Below are 19,809 nucleotides of genomic sequence, written 5' to 3' on the forward strand. Positions count from 1 at the left end.
ATATTGTTAAAGAACGTTGCGACTTTGTCGCTAGGGATGCGTATAATACATCCTTTATTTCTCGAGTCAACACTTAATTTTAAACTTTCTTTTTAGAAGATTTAAAACCGAAGTTTTACTTAACTCTGTGAGCAGCTCTTGCCTCGCTATGCGTTGGCGTTCCCCGTCTCAGTGGGGTCGCATTATAGGGAGAACAGATTTTTACGCAAGCACTTTTTTAAAGAAAAACCAAAAAAAAGCACCGTTCGGTCAATATGTGAACTAAACCCTCTATAACTGGTAGTTTTATAATCAAAACAGGCCTTTTCTGGCCTATATTTAAGTGTTGCTGTTACACTCAAGCGACTATAACTGGTATTTAAAAGGTATATATATGGCTATCCGTTCTTATAAAGGTGTGACTCCTTCTTTTAATTCGTCTGTTTATGTTGATGAGTCGTCTGTTTTGGTAGGAGATATTACGATTGGTGACCACTGTAGCGTATGGCCTTTAGTGGCAGCGCGAGGAGATGTTAACTATATACGTATTGGTGAACGTACAAATATACAAGACGGTAGTGTTCTTCATTTATCACGCGCGACTAAAAGTAACCCAGATGGTTACCCACTTATTATTGGTGATGATGTGACAGTAGGACACAAGGTGATGCTGCATGGATGTACGCTTGGAAATCGTATACTTGTCGGTATGGGCGCTATTGTAATGGATAATGTAATAGTAGAGGACGACGTTATTATTGGTGGGGGTTCATTAGTACCGCCAAATAAACGATTGGAGTCTGGTTATTTATATGTTGGTAGTCCAGTAAAGCAAGCCCGCCCATTAACAGAGCAAGAGCTTGCCTTTTTAAAAGTATCGGCAGATAACTATGTGCAATTAAAAGACGAGTATTTAGCAGAGATCAACTAGATTCACTTCTATCTGCCCTGCCGAGTTATAACTTTCATCTTCTATAAGTTGCTCGGCACATTCTTCGTAATCAAATCGGTATTTATCAAAATGCTGCGTTGCATGGCTTTCATCTTGAAGCCCTAGCTTTCGTAAATCTATAATACACTCCACCAGCATCCCTGTTACTTGTGCAAAAAAGACTAGTTGGTGGGAAGGTTCTCTAAACTCGAGTCTATCTATAAACTGTATGGCTTGATTCATTTAAGCATGCCTTGTTTTAGTGCTTTAACAACAGGAAGTATGGCGGGCATTTTATTACGCCATACATAATATGCCTGTGCAGCTTGGCCTACTAACATACCACTGCCATCTAACAGCTTAGCGTGGTTATTATGCTCTGCAACCCAGTTCATAAATACGGTATTTTGCTGGGAGTAAAACATATCGTATGCCACCGCGCACTGGCTTAGGTGTTTTTCGTCAAGTGCTGGTAACTCGTTGTTCATACTGCTAGAGGTAGAATTTACGATAAGTGAGTAATTGCTTACAGGTAATGTATCAAACCCATAGCCTGTTACCTTGCCATATTCAGCGAATAGTTGCGCTAAGTCTTGCGCTTTTTTTGCCGTGCGATTAACAATCGTTATTTCAGCTGGATTATGCTCAAGTAGCGGTAGTATCACCCCTCTTGCTGCACCACCAGCACCAATAATTAAAATACGCTTATTGGTAATTGTCACTTCATTGGCAAGTAAATCATTAACAAAGCCCACGCCATCGGTGTTATCGCCTAACAAAGTGCCATCATCGCGTTTTTTAAGTGTATTAACTGCACCAACAATTTTAGCAAGTGGGGTGAGCTCATCAGCCATGGCATACGCTTGCTCTTTAAATGGCATAGTAACATTGGCACCTATTCCGCCTTGCTCAAAAAAGGTGGTTACTGTTTTTTCAAAGTGATCGATAGGTGCTAATATTGCGCGGTAGTCGATTTGCTCACCCAAAGATACAGCAAATTGTTTATGTATCGCGGGGGATTTTGAATGTTTGATTGGATTTCCAAAAACCGCATATTTGTCCATTTTAAAGCAACCTCTTTGCAGCTATACACTGCCTATTAACGATGATAAGTAATATGATTAAACGACTTTTTTCAAAATCTAAACCAGCTCCTGAGCAACCAGCGCCCACTCCTGAGAAAACACCGTATGAAATTATTGGTGGAGAAGCGGGTACCCGTGCTATTGCTAATAGATTCTACGACATAATGGCCAGCGATGAATACGCCAAACCATTATATGATATGCATCCTCTGCCATTAGATAGAATTCGCCAAGTGTTTTTTGAATTTTTATCAGGTTGGTTAGGCGGCCCTAACCTATTTACTGAAAAACATGGCCAACCTATGCTGCGCAAACGCCATATGCCTTTTACTATAAATAAAGACCTGCGCGATCAGTGGATGTATTGCATGAATAAAACGCTCGATATAGAAGTAGACAACCCCCTACTGCGCGAAGGGTTAAAGCAGTCTTTTGGACAACTTGCCACCCATATGATTAATGAGCACTAATTGTAACTGCTTAGCAAAAAGGCGCTGTTAAGCGCCTTTTATTAGGGTTTATTGAGCTTTGCGGATTAAACAGCCCCTACCTTAATTTAATATTTATAACTGCCACTCTCTGGCTATCAAATCAGTAGGTTTAGTGGTTAGCCACTCTTGTGGACGTAAATAGTATTGATACAAATTAGCCTCTGCGCTGTCGGGCGCGGGCTTATAATTGTATTCCCAACGCGCCAGTGGCGGCATCGACATTAATATAGACTCTGTGCGCCCACCGCTTTGTAAGCCAAATAGAGTACCTCTATCCCACACAAGGTTAAATTCTACGTAACGACCGCGGCGATACAATTGAAAGTCGCGCTGCTGTTGCGTGTATTCGTCATTTTTACGACGCTCAATAATAGGCAAGTACGCATCTAAAAAGCCATTACCAACCGATTGCATAAATGCAAAGCTCTGCTCAAACCCTAGCTCGTTTAAGTCATCAAAAAATAAGCCGCCTACACCGCGTGTTTCGTCGCGATGTTTTAGGTAAAAATATTCATCACACCACGTTTTGTATTTTGGATACACTTGTTCACCAAATGGTGCACAAATGTCGTGTGCGACTTGGTGCCAATGCTGTACATCTTCAAAAACGGGGTAAAAAGGCGTTAAGTCAAACCCTCCGCCAAACCACCAAATAGGCTCTTCGCCTTCTTTTTCAGCTATAAAAAAGCGTACATTGGCATGACTTGTAGGAACATGTGGGTTTTTTGGATGAATAACTAATGAAACGCCACATGCATGAAAGCTTCGCCCTGCAAGCTCTGGTCTATGAGCGGTCGCAGAGCCCGGCATAGATGCACCAAACACATGCGAGTAGTTAACGCCGCCTTGCTCTATTACATTACCGTTGGTGGTAACACGCGTACGTCCGCCACCGCCTTCGGCACGTTGCCAGCTATCTTCTACAAATTTTGCACTGCCATCGGCCTGCTCTAAGCCTTGGCAAATGGTGTCTTGCAAAGCCATAAAATACGCTTTTACTTGTTCTAATAATTCGCTTTGCATATTAACCTCTAAATACTTTGCCGGTCATGGCATCTTTAATTGTGCTTGGCTGCGTGTTGCCCCCTAAGGGCTCATCAATGTAACAGCCTACCTTATCTGCAAATTGCTGCTTGGCTTGTTCAATACTTGTTACGGTTGGCTGTCCGGTTAAATTAGCACTAGTGGAGACAAGAGGCTTGCCTAATTGCTGGCATAAGCGCTTAACACTTGGATGATCAGTAACCCGTACTGCAATCGTATCAAACTGCCCTGTTAACCATTTAGGCGTATTTTTAGCTGCAGGCATTACCCAGGTAATAGCACCGGGCCAACTAGAAAAAATATCAGCGCGCTTGTCCATTGGCAGCTTTACATCGTCAACATACTTTAATAACTGGCCGTAGTTATCGGCGATTAAAATAAGGCCCTTTTCAACGGGACGCTGTTTTATTTTTAGCAACTTCTCAACAGCTTGCTGATTATCTGGATCACACCCTAAACCATAGACAGCTTCAGTAGGATATAAAATAACTTCACCTTGCTCTAAGCAAGATATAGCCGTAGGCAATGTAGAAAGGTCTGACAAAATATGCTCCAGAAATTTATATTAATCAGTAGTGGTAAGTTTATGCAGGCAACTTTTTTGTGGGCACTGTAGCACAGTACCATTGGCCATTTTTTTCTCAATAACAAGCGGCCAATCGCACTTAGGGCATGGCTTGGCTATGGGTTTGTTATTTAGAGTATATTTACAGCTTGGGTAACAATCGCATGAGTAAAACGTTTTACCAAATTTATTGCTGCGTGCAACTAGCTGCCCTTTTTTGCATTTAGGACACCCAGGTAATTCATCATCGTTATTATTAGGTTCTTCATCGTGAGCGATATAATGACACTCAGGGTACCCTGTACACCCAATAAACATGCCATAACGGCCATTTTTAACCACCAGCGGTTTTGTGCACTGTGGGCAGGCTGAATCTTCAAGCACCTTTATTTCGTTGCTGTCGTGATGCGCTAATGGACGAATAAAGTCGCATTTAGGGTAACTAGCACAACCCAAAAACGGACCTGTTTTAGAGTTACGGATCACTAATTCAGAACCACATTGTGGGCAGACTTCGTATTCTTTTTCTAAGGCGTGTTTATCCGCCGAGAAAAGCGAATGGTCGATTTTACTCATGAGGTTCCTAATGGGTTGCTGAATTTTCGCCTAATATACCCAAACCACTTAAAGATACAAGCTGTGCATATATGTTTAAGTGGTTTGGCATACAATTTTAATGTAGAAGTTCGGTGGGTTCGTCAAATATAAGGTCTTCCATTTGCTCGTAAGCCTCTTCTGAGCCAGGTACGTTAAATAGCACCATAAGCACCACCCACTTTAAGTCATCGAGCGAAATATAAGGTTTATCTAATGCGGCTAGGCGGTCCATAACCATTTCACGGGTTACACTGTTAACGACCCTTATTTGCTCTAAAAACATCAAAAAGCCACGGCATTCAACGTTTAACATTTTGCATTCGCTATCGGTAAAAATGCGCATTGCTTGGTGAGGCTTTGTAATTAAATAAGGCGACTCGTCGCTGCGTTGTAAATCGGCCAATTGTTCAAGCCAGTTTAACGCTTTAAAAATTTCGGTCTTATTAAAGCCCGCGCGAAGTAATTCATCGGTAAGCTCGTTTTCTTCAATATAAATATCGGCTTCACTGTGAATGTAGTTTTCAAAAAGATACATGAGAATATCAAACATATTACCTTCCTGTGCTTAGCTTTATATACCCGTCTAACACTCGCTCTATTTCGTCGTCTAACTCTAAATCGAGCAACCTTGCCAGCACTTTATCAATTGGCCACTTGGCGCGACGTACAATTTCATCAACACTGGTTACCTCATACCCTATACTATTTAACACCTCACACTGTGACTGTTTGTTTACAGGCTCCTCTTTATTATATAGACCGCTTTGATAAGAAAAGCTCACCTCATCTAAAATATCTGTTACATTTTCGACTAACTTAGCGCCCTGCTTTATTAAAAAGTGACTCGCTTGCGATAATGGGTTTTTAATAGAGCCTGGTACTGCAAACACTTCTTTATTTTGTTCAATAGCGTAACGTACCGTGATCAATGAACCGCTTTTAATTTCAGCCTCTACAATAACCACGCCTAAAGACAGCCCAGATATAATACGGTTTCTGCGTGGAAAGTTATGCGCATTAGCAGCGGTACCCGGTAAAAACTCGCTTATTAATAAGCCATGCTCTAATACTTGGTCTGTTAATAATTTATGGCGTTTGGGGTAGTAAATATCAACCCCAGTCCCTAATACACCAATTGTTTTGCCATTATTGGCCAATGCGCCTTTGTGCGCGGCACCATCAATACCCCGCGCCATGCCCGAGGTAACAGTAATACCGGCTAAAGTAAGCTGATAAGCAAGCTCCGAAGCTATTTCAAGCCCCGTAGGGGTCGCGTTTCTACTGCCAACAATAGCCACTTGCGGGCTAGATAATAGCGATATATCGCCTTTACAAAATAACAGTAAAGGGGCACTGGCTATGTGTTTTAGCTCGTTTGGGTATAGCGCATCAAAAATACACACCACTGTAATATTAAGCTGCTGTATTTGTTGCTCGTAATGGTTTACTTGCTGCCAATTGGTATTGAGTAAGTTGCAGGCTTGGTTTTGGGTAAGGCCAAGCTGTTGTAATTCACTTTGGTTTAAATCAAATAATGATTCGAGGGGGTGAGTATGTGATAAGGCTAACAGTGTTTTAATACCTAAGCCTTTACACATATAAAAGGCAAGCCAGTGGGCTAGCTTGCCAGATGACTGATCCATGCTCTCTCCTAGAGCACCGACTCGCTACAACTTAATGAATTACTACACTATCTCCAACGCGAATTGGGTGCTGATTTTTTGTTATTAATGCATAACTCACTTTGTCATACACTTTAAATACAATTAACTCACCCACTTTTTCGTGTGGCATTGTCCATGTTGTGGTGTCTTCATCTGGCTCGCTGCCAAATAATTCACCTGCATCAGATAAAAGCTTTTCAAATTTGCTCGAATCCTCTGGATAACGCGGTCCTCGAGGGCCATCAATAACGGTGGGTGATTGGCGTTCTAAATCGAGGATATGACCAACTTCAATTTGTTGCTCAGCACCTAAGTTTAGCACCACTACATCCATTGTGCTGAATTCTCTTACTTGGCGCGGCGAGTCAATAACACTGCCTGATACACTTTGCTTTGGACGATGCATATTAAAGTACGCTGGTAACATTTGCCCTTGCATAGCAGGGAGTAAAAAATCGCCTTGTTGTATTTCTTGTTTAACTGACTCAACCCGTAAAGACGATGGTACGCCATTGCGTTCATCGCCCGTTCTAAATGCACGAGCCATACCGACATAAGTAGCGCGAGTGGCTAGCTCTTCACCGGTTTGTGTATCTATGTAAGGTTCGCCTTTGTGATAAATAGCATATGCTTTATGTACTTTTAAATCGCCCTTAACGTATAAAATATGCCCGAGAGTTTGCGTTTTAGTATTTTCGTTTGCCCCTAAAATATACGGCTTATCATCTATGTCATCGCTGTTAATCGCTTGCTCATAACTTAAATAAGGTTTAATTATTTCAAGTGGCAAAGTGGTGATGGCGTTATTACCTTTTGGTGTAATACGCCCTTGCGGCGATAATTTTCTGTACGCTTTATTAATCACCAAACGCGGGTTACCGTCGGCGTCGTACACTAACGCGAGTGCATCGCCTGGGTAAATTAGATGCGGGTTATCTATTTGCGGGTTCATTTGCCACAACTCTGGCCACAGCCATGGTTCTTCTAAATAAATGCCGGAAATATCCCAAAGGGTATCGCCTTTTTTTACAACATATTGTTTTGGAGCATCTTTTTTTATTTGTAAAACATCAGCGACTGCAGGAAAAGCAGTACTTAGTGCAAACATAATTGCAGCCAATTGAGATTTCATTGGGCTTCCTTGTATTGTTTTTTCATTATTATTGACCAAAACCTGTTAAAGGGGAACGCGAATGGCTAAAATAAGAGCATACAATACCCTAAATTAAGCACAAGTGTAAAAAGGTAACTATGGCTAGGTTAGAAGTTTTAAGATTTCCAGATGAGCGTTTACGTACGGTAGCAAAAGAAGTTGCACAGGTTGATGACAACGTTCGCCAAATTGTAAAAGACATGCTAGAGACAATGTACGATGAAAACGGCATTGGGCTAGCTGCTACACAGGTTGATATTCATCAACGTATTGTGGTGATCGACGTATCAGAAGAACGCGACGAACCACTGGTTTTAATTAACCCACAAATTATTAAAAAAGATGGTGCAACAATTAGCGAAGAAGGCTGCTTATCAGTGCCTAACTCTTACGCAAAAGTAGACCGTGCTGAAACCGTAACCGTTGCTGCTCTTAACGAAAATGGTGAAGAATTTGTACTAGATGCAGATGAGCTATTAGCTATTTGTATTCAACACGAACTAGATCACTTACAAGGTAAACTATTTATTGATTACCTATCGCCATTAAAGCGTCAACGTATTCGCAAAAAGCTTGAAAAAGAAGCTAAATTTGCCGCGAAGTAATAAGCACCTTAGGAAAACTCAGTGACAAAACCACTACGCATTATATTTGCCGGTACGCCGGACTTTGCCGCTCGTCACCTACAAGCGTTAATTCAAAGCGAACACCAAATTGTTGGAGTTTACAGCCAACCAGATCGCCCTGCTGGGCGTGGTAAAAAGTTAAAAGCCAGTGAAGTAAAAGCGCTTGCGCTTGAACATGAGCTACCTGTTTTTCAGCCACAATCATTAAAAAATGAAGACGCACTCACTGAGCTTAAAAGCTTAAATGCCGATATCATGATAGTGGTGGCTTATGGCTTAATTTTACCAAAAGCCATTTTAGAGGCGCCACGCTTAGGGTGCTTAAATGTGCATGGCTCTATTTTACCGCGCTGGCGCGGTGCTGCGCCTATACAGCGCGCAATTTGGGCTGGCGATGAAGATACCGGCGTAACCATAATGCAAATGGATGAAGGGCTTGATACCGGCGACATGCTGCACATTAGCCGCTGCCCTATTGCTGCGGATGAAACCAGTGCCAGTTTATACACTAAACTGGCTGAACTTGGTCCCGGAGCACTTGTTCAAACCATTAATAAGTTAGCCAATGGCGAGCTTATAGCTGAGCCGCAAAACGACGAGCTGGCAAATTACGCTAAAAAGCTTTCAAAAGAGGAGGCAAATATTGATTGGACGATGGATGCCGTACAAATTGAGCGTAATATTCGTGCATTTAATCCATGGCCAGTGTGTTTTACTCAAATGGGTGAGCACAGCGTAAAAATTTACCAAGCCTCAGTAGTTGAGCAAACAGGCCGTGCGGGCGTTGTTTTATCAAGCGATAAAAACGGCATTGTAGTGGCGTGTGGCAAGCAGGCATTAAGTATTACACAGCTGCAACCCCAAGGTAAAAAACCAATGGCAATTAGCGACTTTTTAAACGGTCGCAGTGACTGGGTAACTCCTGGCACCGTATTAGGCGAAAACAATGAGTAATGTTCAAAACGTACGTGCGCTTGCCGCTGAAACTTTATATAACGTGGTTGATAAAGGCGCTTCGCTAAATCAAGAGCTACCATTTGCCAGCCAAGGCCTGCCCCCTAAAGACAAAGCGCTATTACAGCAAATTTGTTACGGCGTGTTGCGCTACCTACCTAGCCTTGAAAACTACTGCCAACATTTAGTAGAACAGCCACTTAAAGGTAAGCGTCGTATTTTTCAGTTTTTGTTATATGTCGGTATCTATCAGCTGCAGCATATGCGCGTGCCACCGCATGCCGCCATTTCTGAAACCGTTAATGCCCTTGGCCAAATGCGTGCATTAGGCTTAAAAGGCTTAATCAACGCTATTTTGCGTAGCTTTCAGCGCCAACAAAGCGAGCTTGAAGAAAAAGCCAAGCAAATACCAGTGTGTTTATATAACCATCCAAATTGGTTTATTAAACAAGTGCAAGCTGCCTACCCAGACAACTGGGAAGCGCTTCTTGAAGAAAACCAACAACAAGCCCCTATGTGGTTACGTGTCAATCAAGCCCAATACAGCACGCAACAATACAGCGAAATGTTAACGGCTAACGATATAGAGCACACGTTAAACCCTGAGTTTGTTGATGGTATTAAACTAGCTAAGCCGCGTGATGTATTTTCGTTGCCAGAATTTGATGTGGGCGCCTGCTCAGTTCAAGACGCCGCAGCACAATTAGCCGCACGCTTTTTAGCACCTCAAGCTGATGAATACATTTTAGATGCCTGTGCAGCACCTGGCGGTAAAACATGTCATATATTAGAGCTTGCTGATGCAGAAGTATTAGCACTTGATAGTGACGCCACTCGCCTAGAACGTGTTAAACAAAATTTAACCCGTATCGGTTTAGGCGCAGACCTACAATGTGCAGACGCTTCGCAGCCACACACATGGTGGGATGAGCAACAGTTTGACCGCATTTTATTAGATGTCCCTTGTTCGGCAACCGGGGTTATACGCCGCCACCCAGATATAAAATGGCTTCGCCGCGCATCAGACATTGAAGATTTAGCTACACTACAGAGCGATATACTCAATAGCATTTGGCCGCTACTAAAACCAGGCGGCACAATGATATACGCAACCTGTTCGGTACTGCCGCAAGAGAACCAACAGCAAGTCGCTAAATTTTTAGCTAATAATAGTGACGTTGAGCATATACCACTGCACGACAACGACACAGTTACCAACCCTGGTTTACAATTACTACCAGGTGAAAGCGACGGATTTTATTACGCTAAGCTAGTTAAAAAAGCCTAATAGCCGTACACTCAATAGCCATTTATTAAACAGTAAATGGCTATTTTTTTAATTAAACAGTAATTCGGGTAAATAATGAAAATAATCATACTCGGTGCCGGACAAGTCGGTGGTACGCTTGCTGAAAACTTAGTTGGCGAACAAAACGAAATAACCGTTGTTGATATAGACGGCAACCGCTTACGAGAGCTACAAGATAAGTACGACTTACAAGGGGTCACGGGGCACAGTGCTCACCCAGATGTGCTCAGACGTGCAGGTGCTGAAGACGCCGACATGATTATTGCGGTAACCAGCTCAGATGAAGTCAATATGGTGGCCTGCCAAGTCGCGTATAGTATTTTTAATACGCCCACTAAAATAGCCCGTATCCGATCAGAGCAATATTTAAAATACCGCGAAAAGCTATTTCATAACGATGACCTCCCGGTTGATCACTATATTGCCCCCGAAGCACTTGTTACCAAATATATTCGCCGTTTAATAGATTACCCAGGCGCGTTGCAAGTGCTGCAATTTGCCGATGGCATGCTCTCTCTTGTGGCTGTAAAAGCTTACTACGGTGGCTTATTAGTGGGTTATGCGCTTTCTGCTTTAAAAGAGCATATTCCGAATGTAGAAACCCGTGTAGCAGCAATTTATCGCCAAGGTAAAGCTATAAAACCACTGGGCACCACGGTAATAGAAGCGGACGATGAAGTATTTTTCATTGCTGCCACTAAGCATATTCGTGCGGTTATGAACGAGCTACAAAAACTTGAGCGTTCTTACAAAAAAATTATGATAGCCGGTGGCGGTAACATTGGTGCAGGCCTTGCTCGCTCACTGGAAAAAAACCACAGCGTTAAGTTATTAGAGCGCAGTAAAGAGCGTGCTGAGCAACTCTCTGAAATGCTAGATAACACCGTCGTGTTTTGTGGAGACGCCTCAGACCAAGAACTACTATCTGAAGAGCACATAGAACAAGTTGATGTGTTTATTGCCGTAACCAACGACGATGAAGCAAATATAATGTCGGCCATGCTTGCAAAACGCATGGGCGCACAAAAAACCATGGTGCTTATTCAGCGTGGTGCGTATGTAGATTTAGTGCAAGGGGGTGAAATAGATATTGCTATATCACCACAACAAGCAACTATTTCGGCGCTACTTACACACGTACGCCGTGGCGATATTGTTAATGTGTACTCGTTACGTAAAGGCGCGGCAGAGGCCATTGAAGCCGTTGCCCATGGCGATGAAAACACATCAAAAGTAGTTGGCCGTGCGATTGCCGATATCAAGCTACCTGCAGGTACAACGATTGGCGCTATTGTACGTAATGACGACGTACTGATTGCCCACGACGACACCGTTATTATGTCTGGTGATCACGTTATTATGTTTTTAATCGATAAAAAGCATATCAACGTAGTAGAAAAGCTATTCCAAGTTAGCGCTATATTTTTATAGTTAAACACAAAAAAGCCGCTGACTAAGGCGGCTTTAGTGGAGTATGTTTTTTAATGCTAGGCAACCCTGCTTAGCAGCTTCTAATTACTGTACTTTTGAAAACTCTTGCTCAGAAATTTCACCATTACCATCAGTATCTAGCTGGTCAAAAATTTTCACTAGCTGTGAATTTACCTGCGCTTCTTGCTTTGAAATTGCACCATCACCATCGGCATCAAACGAGGCAAAGTCGACTGCAGCATACGCCGCTGATGAAGAAGCTAATACGATAACGGCAAGTGCTGTATTTAATGTTTTCATAGTTGTGTCCTAATTAAGAGGAAATCCTTTTCTAAGATCCATGGGTTTAAAAATTAACTAAAAAGTGCTTTTGCCAATGTGCATTATTAAGTTTTAATGCACATTGGATTAGAGAAAATGACTCTTTGCTAAGTGAACATGCGCTGTCCTGCGCTCAATTGGCAAAGATCATCACACCCTAGTATTTAGAGAACTCTTGCTTTGAAAGCTCACCATTTCCGTCGGTATCAAGCTCAACAAACTCAGCCATTAAATCCGCATCAACCGATGCCTCAGCTTGGCTAATGGCACCATTGCCATCTACATCTAGCGTGTCAAAATCAGTCCCTGCAAAGGCAGCAGAAGAAGAGGCAATAGCCATAAATGCGAGTGCTTTATTTAAATGCTTCATAATTTAATCCTTCAATATAAACAAATTAGTTAAGTTCACTACGTGGTGTACGTAATCCTTGTAATCCTTTTTCGTAAGCTCCCTTGCCTACTTAGGTTGTCATTGGCAACTCAGGATTGTTACCACACTTTAAGCTTCTGAAAATTCTTCTTTTGATAGCTCACCATCTTGGTCAGTATCTAATTCTGAGAACATGCTCATCAGTTTTGCATCAATTGATGCCTCTGATTTGCTAATTGTGCCGCTGCCATCTACATCTAACGTATCAAAATCGGTTGCTGCAAATACCGCTGATGATGAAGCAAGGGCGATAAGTGCTAAAGTTTTATTAATGCTTTTCATAATATAATTCCTTCAAGTATATGTGTGCGATTAAGTGTTTTACTTTAAATCACGTTATTGTTCAGTACAGCCAGACTATTACAACTTGAATGCCAAGTTTTAAAAGTTTATTAATTTCAATCAGTTAAATTAGTGCTTGGCTATTTTTGATAAATTTGCGGGGGTTTTATGTTGCAAACTAGCAACAAAGGGTAAAGCTAAGTTTTTAAATACAATAAAAACAGCTAGTTACATAAAAGAAAAAAGCTACAATTTTCGGCGTAAATTGTAAGGGTGAAGATTTATCGAAAAAAGAGACTAAATTTTAGCCGTGAGGGGAGCTAACGTATTAAAATAACTCACTCGTAAAACTAATCTATACATCTGATTTTTATAGAAAATAAAAAATATTTTGTGAAGTTTTAAAAAATATGACTGCCACTAAAATAAAAAATGGCCATTTGTTGCTATTAAGCGAAAGTACTTACTCTAATGGCAACTCAAGCATTGCGGGATCGATAAAGTGCTCTTTCATAAATGCCTTCATTTCATCTTCACTGGCTAAAAGTTTAATACCACAATTAACCCCCGCAGCGTGTTCTTTTACACTGCATATTTCGCCAGTAAATGCTTTATTGTTGGTATCAACCGTCACCGTGCATTGCATATCTTTAATATTTTCATCGTTTTGATCGCCGCGTACATCAAACATCACCCCGGTAAGCGAGATGTCTTTAATCACCCCTTCAAGTACTCTATCGTCACTGAGAGTTAATTTTGCAGGTAATAAGGTAGGTATGCGTGTTTGCGCGCGCAGTGCAAATAACTGCACTTGCGTAGGGTAATTAATAAAAATGAGCCTAGCAGGGTGTGAGGCAACCGACATAAGCTGCTGCCTAAATGCTATTACTTGTCCGCCACTGCCTTCTATAACCGCTCTTACCACCACCATTACACCATCACGTAGGTAATCACTTGCAGCAGGTAAACGCTTTGAACTTGGGTAATTTAAAATAATAAATTTATTTTCTAGCAAGCCAATAAACTCTGTTTTCACGCGTTTACTACTGGTAGGCGTAACAATTTCCAAGTCGACCAATCGCCCTGTTGTTAACTGGTGTAATTTATCTAAATTAGAATGTGGCATGCCTGTTCCTGAGCATCATTTTTATATTATTACCCACGCCAAAAGGTCGGCGTAAATAGCACGAGTAAAGTGAATATTTCTAAGCGACCAAATACCATGGCAATGGTTAATAGCCATTTGGCACCATCGCTCACCGCCCCATAATGCGAGGCAACATCACCTAAGCCTGGGCCTAAATTATTTAAACATGCCGCTGTAGCAGAGAACGCGGTAATGTTATCCATGCCGGTTCCCATTAGCGCCAGCATTATAATAATAAATACCAATGCGTACGCTGAGAAAAACCCCCAAACCGCTTCAACTACTTTATCGGGCAAGGCTTTACGACCAAGCTTAATAGAGTATATAGCACGTGGGTGCACTAAGCGGTTAAGCTCACGTATGCCTTGTAGGTAAAGTAAAAACACGCGTACAACTTTCATACCGCCACCGGTTGAACCTGCACAGCCACCTATAAAGCTCGAAAAAATAAGCAATATAGGTAAAAACAGCGGCCAAGTAGAAAAGTTATCAGTGGCAAAACCGGCTGTGGTACTCATAGAAACCGCCTGAAATAAGGCCTGATCGAGGGTTTCATCGCCATCGGCAAATATTTCGTTAGATGAGAGCACCGTAAAACAAATCACCACCAGCGCTAACTGTATCAGTAAAAAAACTTTAAATTCAGGGTCGCGAATGTATACCTGAACATTACGACTCGCTACCGCCGCGTAATGCAGTGAAAAGTTAACCGCAGCAATAATTAAAAAGAAAACACATATAAAGTTAATGACAGGGCTATCAAAGTGCCCTATTGAGGCATCGTAAGTAGAAAAACCGCCAATCGCCACTGTAGAAAACGCATGGCATATAGCATCAAACCACTCCATACCTGCCGCCCAATACGCCAACATACAGGTTACCGTTAACGACACATAAATGTACCAAAGGTGCTTTGCGGTATCGGCAATACGGGGGGTCATTTTTGAATCTTTTACTGGGCCTGGGATCTCAGCTCGGTATAACTGCATGCCACCGACCCCAAGCATGGGCAGTATAGCAACAGCAAGTACAATGATACCCATACCGCCAAACCACTGTAATTGCTGGCGATAAAACAAAACAGACTTAGGCAGGTATTCAATTCCGGTAAGTACCGTGGCCCCAGTGGTTGTAAGGCCAGAAAAGGCCTCAAACACCGCATCGGCCATAGACAAATTAGGTTCTTGTAAAAAAATCAGCGGTAACGATGCAAACGCCCCTAGTACCAGCCAAAACAGTACAACAATTAAAAAGCCTTCGCGTGCTTTTAAGTCGCCGTTTTCATGCCTGTTTGGGTAATAAGCTGTTAAACCAATAACCACACTAAATATAAACGCTAATACAAAAGGAACACCACCACCATCTTTATAAAATAAAGACACCACCGCAGGCGGCACCATGGTAATACTAAACAGCGCAACAAGTTGGCCAAGGATTTTTATGATGGTACGAAATTGCATGTAGCTTATCGCTTTTATTATTAGTAAATATAAGTGTGTAAGTTATTGTCTTACTCTTTGATAGTTAACTCAACTGCGCCATGGCTTAAATCAAAAATATCTTTAATGGCCTGTTTTGCTTGGCGGCTATCAATAGTAATAACCCATTCAATATTAGCAGTAAATTGTTTTTCTATGTTAAGTACTTGATAATTGGTTTTTAACAATTGCTCTATTGCGCCCTGCATGCTGTATTCACTCTGGCCTACAATCTCGATACTCGGTACTTTAGTCACCGTTTTTAGCTGCGAAAGTGCATTATTAAGCGACCCACCATAGGCACGCACTAACCCACCGGTGCCCAGCTTTATACCGCCAAAATAACGGGTGACAACCGCAGTAATTTCGCCAAGTCCAGAACCCACCAGCACATTAAGCATCGGCTTTCCTGCGGTACCATTTGGCTCGCCATCATCAGAAAAACCATAAACATGGCTTCCGCCTGGGTTACCCGCTACGTGCGCCCAACAATTATGACGAGCATCTGGGTACTTTTCTTCAATGCTTTTAATAAATGCTTTAGCAGCCTGTAGGTCTGGCGTATGCGCGATATGAACTATAAAGGTGCTTTTTTTAATTTCTTCTTGATGAAACACATCATCGGCGGGGTATTTATATTCAGACATAATTAAAGCTCAATTAAAAATGGGGCCAAAAGGCCCCTTTGCATTCGCGTATTTTAGCGCGTATTGGCGAGCTCGTCTTTATTAGCTTAGTCGAGCGCTAAATCACGAGTCATATTTTCTAGGCTGTCTTCGTGAACAATAATATTGTCTTCAATACGAATACCGCCGTATGGTTTTAACGACTCAATTTTTTCCCAGTTAATAAACTGCTTACTGTCGGTTTGCGCTAAATCACCTAATAATGAGTCTATAAAGTAAAGCCCTGGCTCAATAGTAAATACTTGGTTTTTCTCTATTTTACGAGTACAACGCAAGAATGGGTGCCCTTCTGGCGATGGCTGGTGGGTGCCTTTATCATCACGCATAAAGCCGCCCATATCGTGCACTTGTAGGCCAAGGTGATGGCCCAAGCCATGAGGGAAAAATGTTGAGGTAATTTTACGTTCCACAATTTCTGTTGCAGGTAAGTTTACAATATTGAAGTCGCTAAGAATTTGCGCAATACGGTTATGGCAATCAACGTGTAAATCGCCATATAACATGCCAGGCTTTAATGCGTTGCCTAGCTCAATTTGTATTGCCGTCATAGTTTGTACTAGCTCAGCAAATTCGCCCTGTTTTTTAAAATCGTACGTACGGGTTATATCTGCGGCATACCCATTAAAGTTTGCGCCAGCATCGATTAAAAACGAATTATGAGTAAGCGGTGCTTTTGGCTCAAAATGTGTGTAATGCAAAATAGCGCAGTTTTCGTTAAGCGCTACTATGTTGCCATACGGCATTTCGTTTTCGCTTTGGCGTGTAGCCATAAGGTACGCTTGCTGAATATCAAATTCGCTACCACCATTATAAAACGTATCGCGTGCTGCTTTATGTCCATCTACCGCAATGCGGTTGGCTTGGCGTAAACATTCAAGCTCGTACTGCGTTTTATAAGCGCGGTTATAATGAAAATAGTTAAGTACCGGCTCAGGATTCATAATACTAAAGCCAAGCGCTTGCGCTACCTCTAGGTATTCGCCCATGTAAGCGTATTTAGCTTTATCGTAAGGTAATAGTTTTTCAACTTGATCAGGCTGTAGCAATAATTCTATATCAAAGTACTCAGCCCAAAAATCACGCGGCTCATCTGGTACTTTGTGCCAAAAATCAACTGGGCGGTAAAAAATAAGCTTAGGTTTATCGCTACCATTTACCACAATCCAACAATGTGGATTATCAATAACAGGAAGCCATGCTTTAAAGTGTGGATTAACTTTAAATGGGTAATACATGTCGTCTAAAAACTGGCGCTTAGCTTGGCCTGAGTGAATAACTAAACCCTCGAGCCCTTCACGGTCACAAATTGTACGCGTACGTTGTTGTAATGTGGCAATATGCTCTGCATATAAAACGGCTAATTTATCCATTGTTAATCCATCTGTTAAATTTAACTTGCTTTGAGTCTACCACTTAAACGTAAAGCGCTCAAAAAAGGGGGATATTTAACATGTAAATATCCCCCTAATACTTATACCCATCGTGTTACGTTATTAGCCCTTTATTTAGCACGCTAGAATGGCTAAATATTTTAGGCAATTGGTATTACATAATTTACCCGCCCATTTTCATGTTGAGTAACGGCGCGAGCACGTTTCCTTCTCGGCCCATCCGGGTGTGATAAACCTGGCGATAAGCAAACACATTTTTTACGTAATCTCGCGTTTCTCTATACGGGATCAGCTCAACCCATAGCTCTGCAGGTATGGCTTCGTCAGGTAACCAGCGTTTAATACGATGATACCCTGCGTTGTAAGAAGCCGTAGCAAGTATTTCATTCCCTTTGTTTTTCTTTTTTAAGTACTGCAAGTAACTAGTACCTAAGCGTATATTGGTTTTAGGTTGGTACAAACGCGTACTCGATACCCTTGCTTTGTTAACGTATTCTGCCGTACTAGGGAGTAATTGCATTAAACCACGCGCATTTGCATGCGAACGCGCATCTGGTGCAAACGAGCTTTCGCGCCGTGCAATTGCAATACTCCACGCGGGGTCTATTTTGCTGCGTTTACTGTAGCGCTCAAATATATCTTGAAATGCAAACGGAAAACGCAGTTCAACATAATCCCATGCTTTAATTTTAGCTAACGTGAAAATAACGTTATCGTGCCAATTGTTTTGCGCTGCAACCTTTGAGGCAGCTAGTTTTTCTTCATCGGTAGAGGTGTTCGTTAAGTAATTCCATTCTCGGCGTGCAGAGGTAAAACGCTCGAGTTCGTAAAGTGCTTTTGCACGTTTAAAGCCCGGCGCATTCTTCACCTTCTCTACTAATTTTTGATCAACCTGCAAAGGCTGATTGTTTAAATCAACCGGCAGCCCTAATCGTGCCGCCGCTAAAAAACCATAGTAATCGCGGTTAGCGGCCACTTTAGTCCAAATTTCGTCTGCTTTTTGTTGCTCGCCTCGCTTAGCATAGCTATAAGCAAGCCAATATTGCTGACCTAAACTTAAATCGTCTTTACCTGTAAAAAAAGCCGCTATGCCTTCCCAGTCTTGGGTTTTAAGCATATTACCAAGTTGCCACTGAATTAACTTTCTGTCTTGTCGCGCTTTAGGCACTTTATTAAGCCAAAAACTAGCCTGCTTATGCCCACTTGAAGCAAGCGATAAAGCAAACGTGTAATATAAATCTGCTTTTTCTTCATCGCTGTAGGTAAACATTTTTTCTAGCTTTTGCCAGGCTCTTAAAGCCAGCGCTTTATCGCGCCAAATTAAACGCTTAACACCATAAATGGCTATTTGCGCTTCTTTTGCCGACTTAGTTTTATAACGATACAAGCCTGCTGCCGCACTAGGGTCGCGGCGTACTTTTAAGTATAAATCGGCTAAGTAACGCTCGTTTTTAGGTAACAACGTTTTTAAATAAGGGAGTAAACTTTGCGTACCGCCCTGCGCTGCAAGCGTTATGCGCTTCCATATAAGTTCATTATTTAAATAGCCTTTTTTGCGCCAAAGCGAAAATAGCGGGTCGCATTCATTCGGTTGCGACTTACCCACCGTCCATAAATCGGTAACCTGATTAAAAATGGCTTTTTCTGGCGCCCCTAAATCAAGCTGAAAATCTAAAAACGTGCATGTTAGCGCTGCGTTAGACGTTTCTCGGTAGTTTTTTATATAAGCTGCTTTTTTATTGTTTTTTTCAAGATACTCTAACCACGCTTTGCGTACCGGCCACTCAAGCGGGGTATGTTCATAAATGGTTAGGTAATCTTCTATTTCGCTTTGGTATTTAAAATTGGGATGGCGTTGCCAATATGTTTTTTCGACATACGGCTTTAGCGGGTGGTCTAACCCGTTTATTGCTTCTTTAAAGTCTTGGTAGCTTCCATAGCGCACTTTTTTTTCAGCATCTAAAAACGCGTCATTATCGATACTCGCTTGGGCAGAACTAAAAGGAAGAATAAAGGCAGCTGCCACAGCGCTTAATAAAATTTTTTTCATAATATCCTTTAGGTTTAACGACCTGTCAGGGTTAATAATTTCCAGTTTGAGACACTAAAACAATAATGAGAGTGCCTTTAATAAAGTATGAACAACATTTAATTTACGCACTCATAATAATTAATGAGTACCTTTAGCATATTCCAGTACACCTTAGCACCAAACCAGCTATATTTTAACCAACCGTTTGTAACC

22 protein-coding genes are annotated in these 19,809 nt (G+C 41.8%); 6 read left to right on the forward strand and 16 right to left on the reverse strand.

Features of this window, described 5'->3' with window-relative positions:
• The first annotated feature begins 373 nt into the window (after window positions 1-373).
• Window positions 374-910 (forward strand): gamma carbonic anhydrase family protein, encoded by a 537-nt coding sequence (locus PSH50_RS19725; RefSeq protein WP_029773008.1) that lies wholly within the window; start codon window positions 374-376, stop codon window positions 908-910.
• Here the strand turns inward: PSH50_RS19725 and PSH50_RS19730 are convergent.
• Both PSH50_RS19730 and aroE read right to left on the reverse strand, forming a co-directional pair.
• On the reverse strand, window positions 893-1,153 hold the full coding sequence (locus PSH50_RS19730) for a DUF1488 domain-containing protein (protein WP_024031321.1): 261 nt from the start codon (window positions 1,151-1,153) through the stop codon (window positions 893-895). The genes PSH50_RS19725 and PSH50_RS19730 overlap by 18 nt on opposite strands.
• Complete coding sequence (gene aroE / locus PSH50_RS19735; protein WP_126005383.1) at window positions 1,150-1,974, reverse strand: shikimate dehydrogenase; 825 nt, start codon at window positions 1,972-1,974, stop codon at window positions 1,150-1,152. Before aroE ends, PSH50_RS19730 begins: the two co-directional genes overlap by 4 nt.
• 53 nt (window positions 1,975-2,027) lie before the next feature.
• Between aroE and PSH50_RS19740 the strand changes: the two genes are divergently transcribed.
• Entirely contained in the window at window positions 2,028-2,465 is a 438-nt protein-coding gene (locus tag PSH50_RS19740) for a group II truncated hemoglobin (RefSeq protein WP_029773006.1), read from the forward strand.
• A 93-nt stretch (window positions 2,466-2,558) separates the two neighbouring features.
• On the opposite strand, the gene hemF is transcribed toward PSH50_RS19740, so the two are convergent.
• The 6 genes from hemF to PSH50_RS19770 form a co-directional block, all read right to left on the reverse strand.
• On the reverse strand, window positions 2,559-3,509 hold the full coding sequence (gene hemF / locus PSH50_RS19745) for an oxygen-dependent coproporphyrinogen oxidase (RefSeq protein ID WP_055255674.1): 951 nt from the start codon (window positions 3,507-3,509) through the stop codon (window positions 2,559-2,561).
• Window position 3,510: 1 nt separating this feature from the next.
• Entirely contained in the window at window positions 3,511-4,074 is a 564-nt protein-coding gene (locus PSH50_RS19750; RefSeq protein WP_054983829.1) for an L-threonylcarbamoyladenylate synthase, read from the reverse strand.
• A gap of 21 nt (window positions 4,075-4,095) precedes the next feature.
• The gene (locus PSH50_RS19755) at window positions 4,096-4,671 is read right to left on the reverse strand and encodes a type I DNA topoisomerase (RefSeq protein ID WP_138579980.1); all 576 of its coding nucleotides are present in this window, start codon (window positions 4,669-4,671) and stop codon (window positions 4,096-4,098) included.
• Between the two features lie 97 nt (window positions 4,672-4,768).
• Window positions 4,769-5,242, reverse strand: coding sequence for a DUF494 family protein (locus tag PSH50_RS19760; RefSeq protein ID WP_004588034.1), 474 nt, complete (start codon window positions 5,240-5,242; stop codon window positions 4,769-4,771).
• A 1-nt stretch (window position 5,243) separates the two neighbouring features.
• On the reverse strand, window positions 5,244-6,335 hold the full coding sequence (dprA, locus tag PSH50_RS19765; RefSeq protein ID WP_004588035.1) for a DNA-processing protein DprA: 1,092 nt from the start codon (window positions 6,333-6,335) through the stop codon (window positions 5,244-5,246).
• A 31-nt stretch (window positions 6,336-6,366) separates the two neighbouring features.
• Window positions 6,367-7,488: a LysM peptidoglycan-binding domain-containing protein gene (locus PSH50_RS19770; protein WP_248444326.1), complete on the reverse strand. Its 1,122-nt coding sequence runs from the start codon at window positions 7,486-7,488 to the stop codon at window positions 6,367-6,369.
• Window positions 7,489-7,607: 119 nt separating this feature from the next.
• Between PSH50_RS19770 and def the strand changes: the two genes are divergently transcribed.
• From def to trkA, 4 genes are all read left to right on the forward strand, one after another.
• Window positions 7,608-8,114: a peptide deformylase gene (gene def / locus PSH50_RS19775; protein WP_004588037.1), complete on the forward strand. Its 507-nt coding sequence runs from the start codon at window positions 7,608-7,610 to the stop codon at window positions 8,112-8,114.
• Window positions 8,115-8,135: 21 nt separating this feature from the next.
• The gene (fmt, locus tag PSH50_RS19780; protein ID WP_256851888.1) at window positions 8,136-9,089 is read left to right on the forward strand and encodes a methionyl-tRNA formyltransferase; all 954 of its coding nucleotides are present in this window, start codon (window positions 8,136-8,138) and stop codon (window positions 9,087-9,089) included.
• Window positions 9,082-10,377 (forward strand): 16S rRNA (cytosine(967)-C(5))-methyltransferase RsmB, encoded by a 1,296-nt coding sequence (gene rsmB / locus PSH50_RS19785; protein WP_004588039.1) that lies wholly within the window; start codon window positions 9,082-9,084, stop codon window positions 10,375-10,377. The genes fmt and rsmB overlap by 8 nt, the downstream gene beginning before the upstream one ends.
• Window positions 10,378-10,452: 75 nt before the next feature.
• Window positions 10,453-11,829 (forward strand): Trk system potassium transporter TrkA, encoded by a 1,377-nt coding sequence (gene trkA, locus PSH50_RS19790; protein WP_004588040.1) that lies wholly within the window; start codon window positions 10,453-10,455, stop codon window positions 11,827-11,829.
• Window positions 11,830-11,913: 84 nt separating this feature from the next.
• Here trkA and PSH50_RS19795 read toward each other — a convergent pair whose 3' ends face one another.
• From PSH50_RS19795 to PSH50_RS19830, 8 genes are all read right to left on the reverse strand, one after another.
• A complete protein-coding gene (locus PSH50_RS19795; RefSeq protein ID WP_004588041.1) occupies window positions 11,914-12,129 on the reverse strand; it encodes an EF-hand domain-containing protein in 216 nt (71 codons plus the stop codon).
• A 178-nt stretch (window positions 12,130-12,307) separates the two neighbouring features.
• Complete coding sequence (locus PSH50_RS19800; RefSeq protein WP_004588042.1) at window positions 12,308-12,520, reverse strand: calmodulin-like protein; 213 nt, start codon at window positions 12,518-12,520, stop codon at window positions 12,308-12,310.
• Window positions 12,521-12,649: 129 nt separating this feature from the next.
• On the reverse strand, window positions 12,650-12,862 hold the full coding sequence (locus tag PSH50_RS19805) for an EF-hand domain-containing protein (RefSeq protein WP_273609991.1): 213 nt from the start codon (window positions 12,860-12,862) through the stop codon (window positions 12,650-12,652).
• Window positions 12,863-13,325: 463 nt separating this feature from the next.
• Window positions 13,326-13,988 carry a flagellar brake protein gene (locus tag PSH50_RS19810; protein WP_004588044.1) on the reverse strand — a complete coding sequence of 221 codons (663 nt, stop codon included), beginning with the start codon at window positions 13,986-13,988 and terminating at the stop codon, window positions 13,326-13,328.
• A gap of 29 nt (window positions 13,989-14,017) precedes the next feature.
• Complete coding sequence (locus tag PSH50_RS19815; protein WP_273588039.1) at window positions 14,018-15,469, reverse strand: TrkH family potassium uptake protein; 1,452 nt, start codon at window positions 15,467-15,469, stop codon at window positions 14,018-14,020.
• A gap of 50 nt (window positions 15,470-15,519) precedes the next feature.
• On the reverse strand, window positions 15,520-16,134 hold the full coding sequence (locus PSH50_RS19820; RefSeq protein ID WP_024032141.1) for a YigZ family protein: 615 nt from the start codon (window positions 16,132-16,134) through the stop codon (window positions 15,520-15,522).
• Between the two features lie 86 nt (window positions 16,135-16,220).
• Window positions 16,221-17,543 (reverse strand): Xaa-Pro dipeptidase, encoded by a 1,323-nt coding sequence (gene pepQ, locus PSH50_RS19825; protein ID WP_004588047.1) that lies wholly within the window; start codon window positions 17,541-17,543, stop codon window positions 16,221-16,223.
• 184 nt (window positions 17,544-17,727) lie between these two features.
• Window positions 17,728-19,614: a transglycosylase SLT domain-containing protein gene (locus tag PSH50_RS19830; protein ID WP_138579976.1), complete on the reverse strand. Its 1,887-nt coding sequence runs from the start codon at window positions 19,612-19,614 to the stop codon at window positions 17,728-17,730.
• Between the last annotated feature and the right edge of the window lie 195 nt (window positions 19,615-19,809).

It is taken from the genome of Pseudoalteromonas sp. Angola-7 (genome assembly GCF_028599255.1).
Taxonomy (GTDB): Bacteria; Pseudomonadota; Gammaproteobacteria; order Enterobacterales; family Alteromonadaceae; genus Pseudoalteromonas; species Pseudoalteromonas atlantica.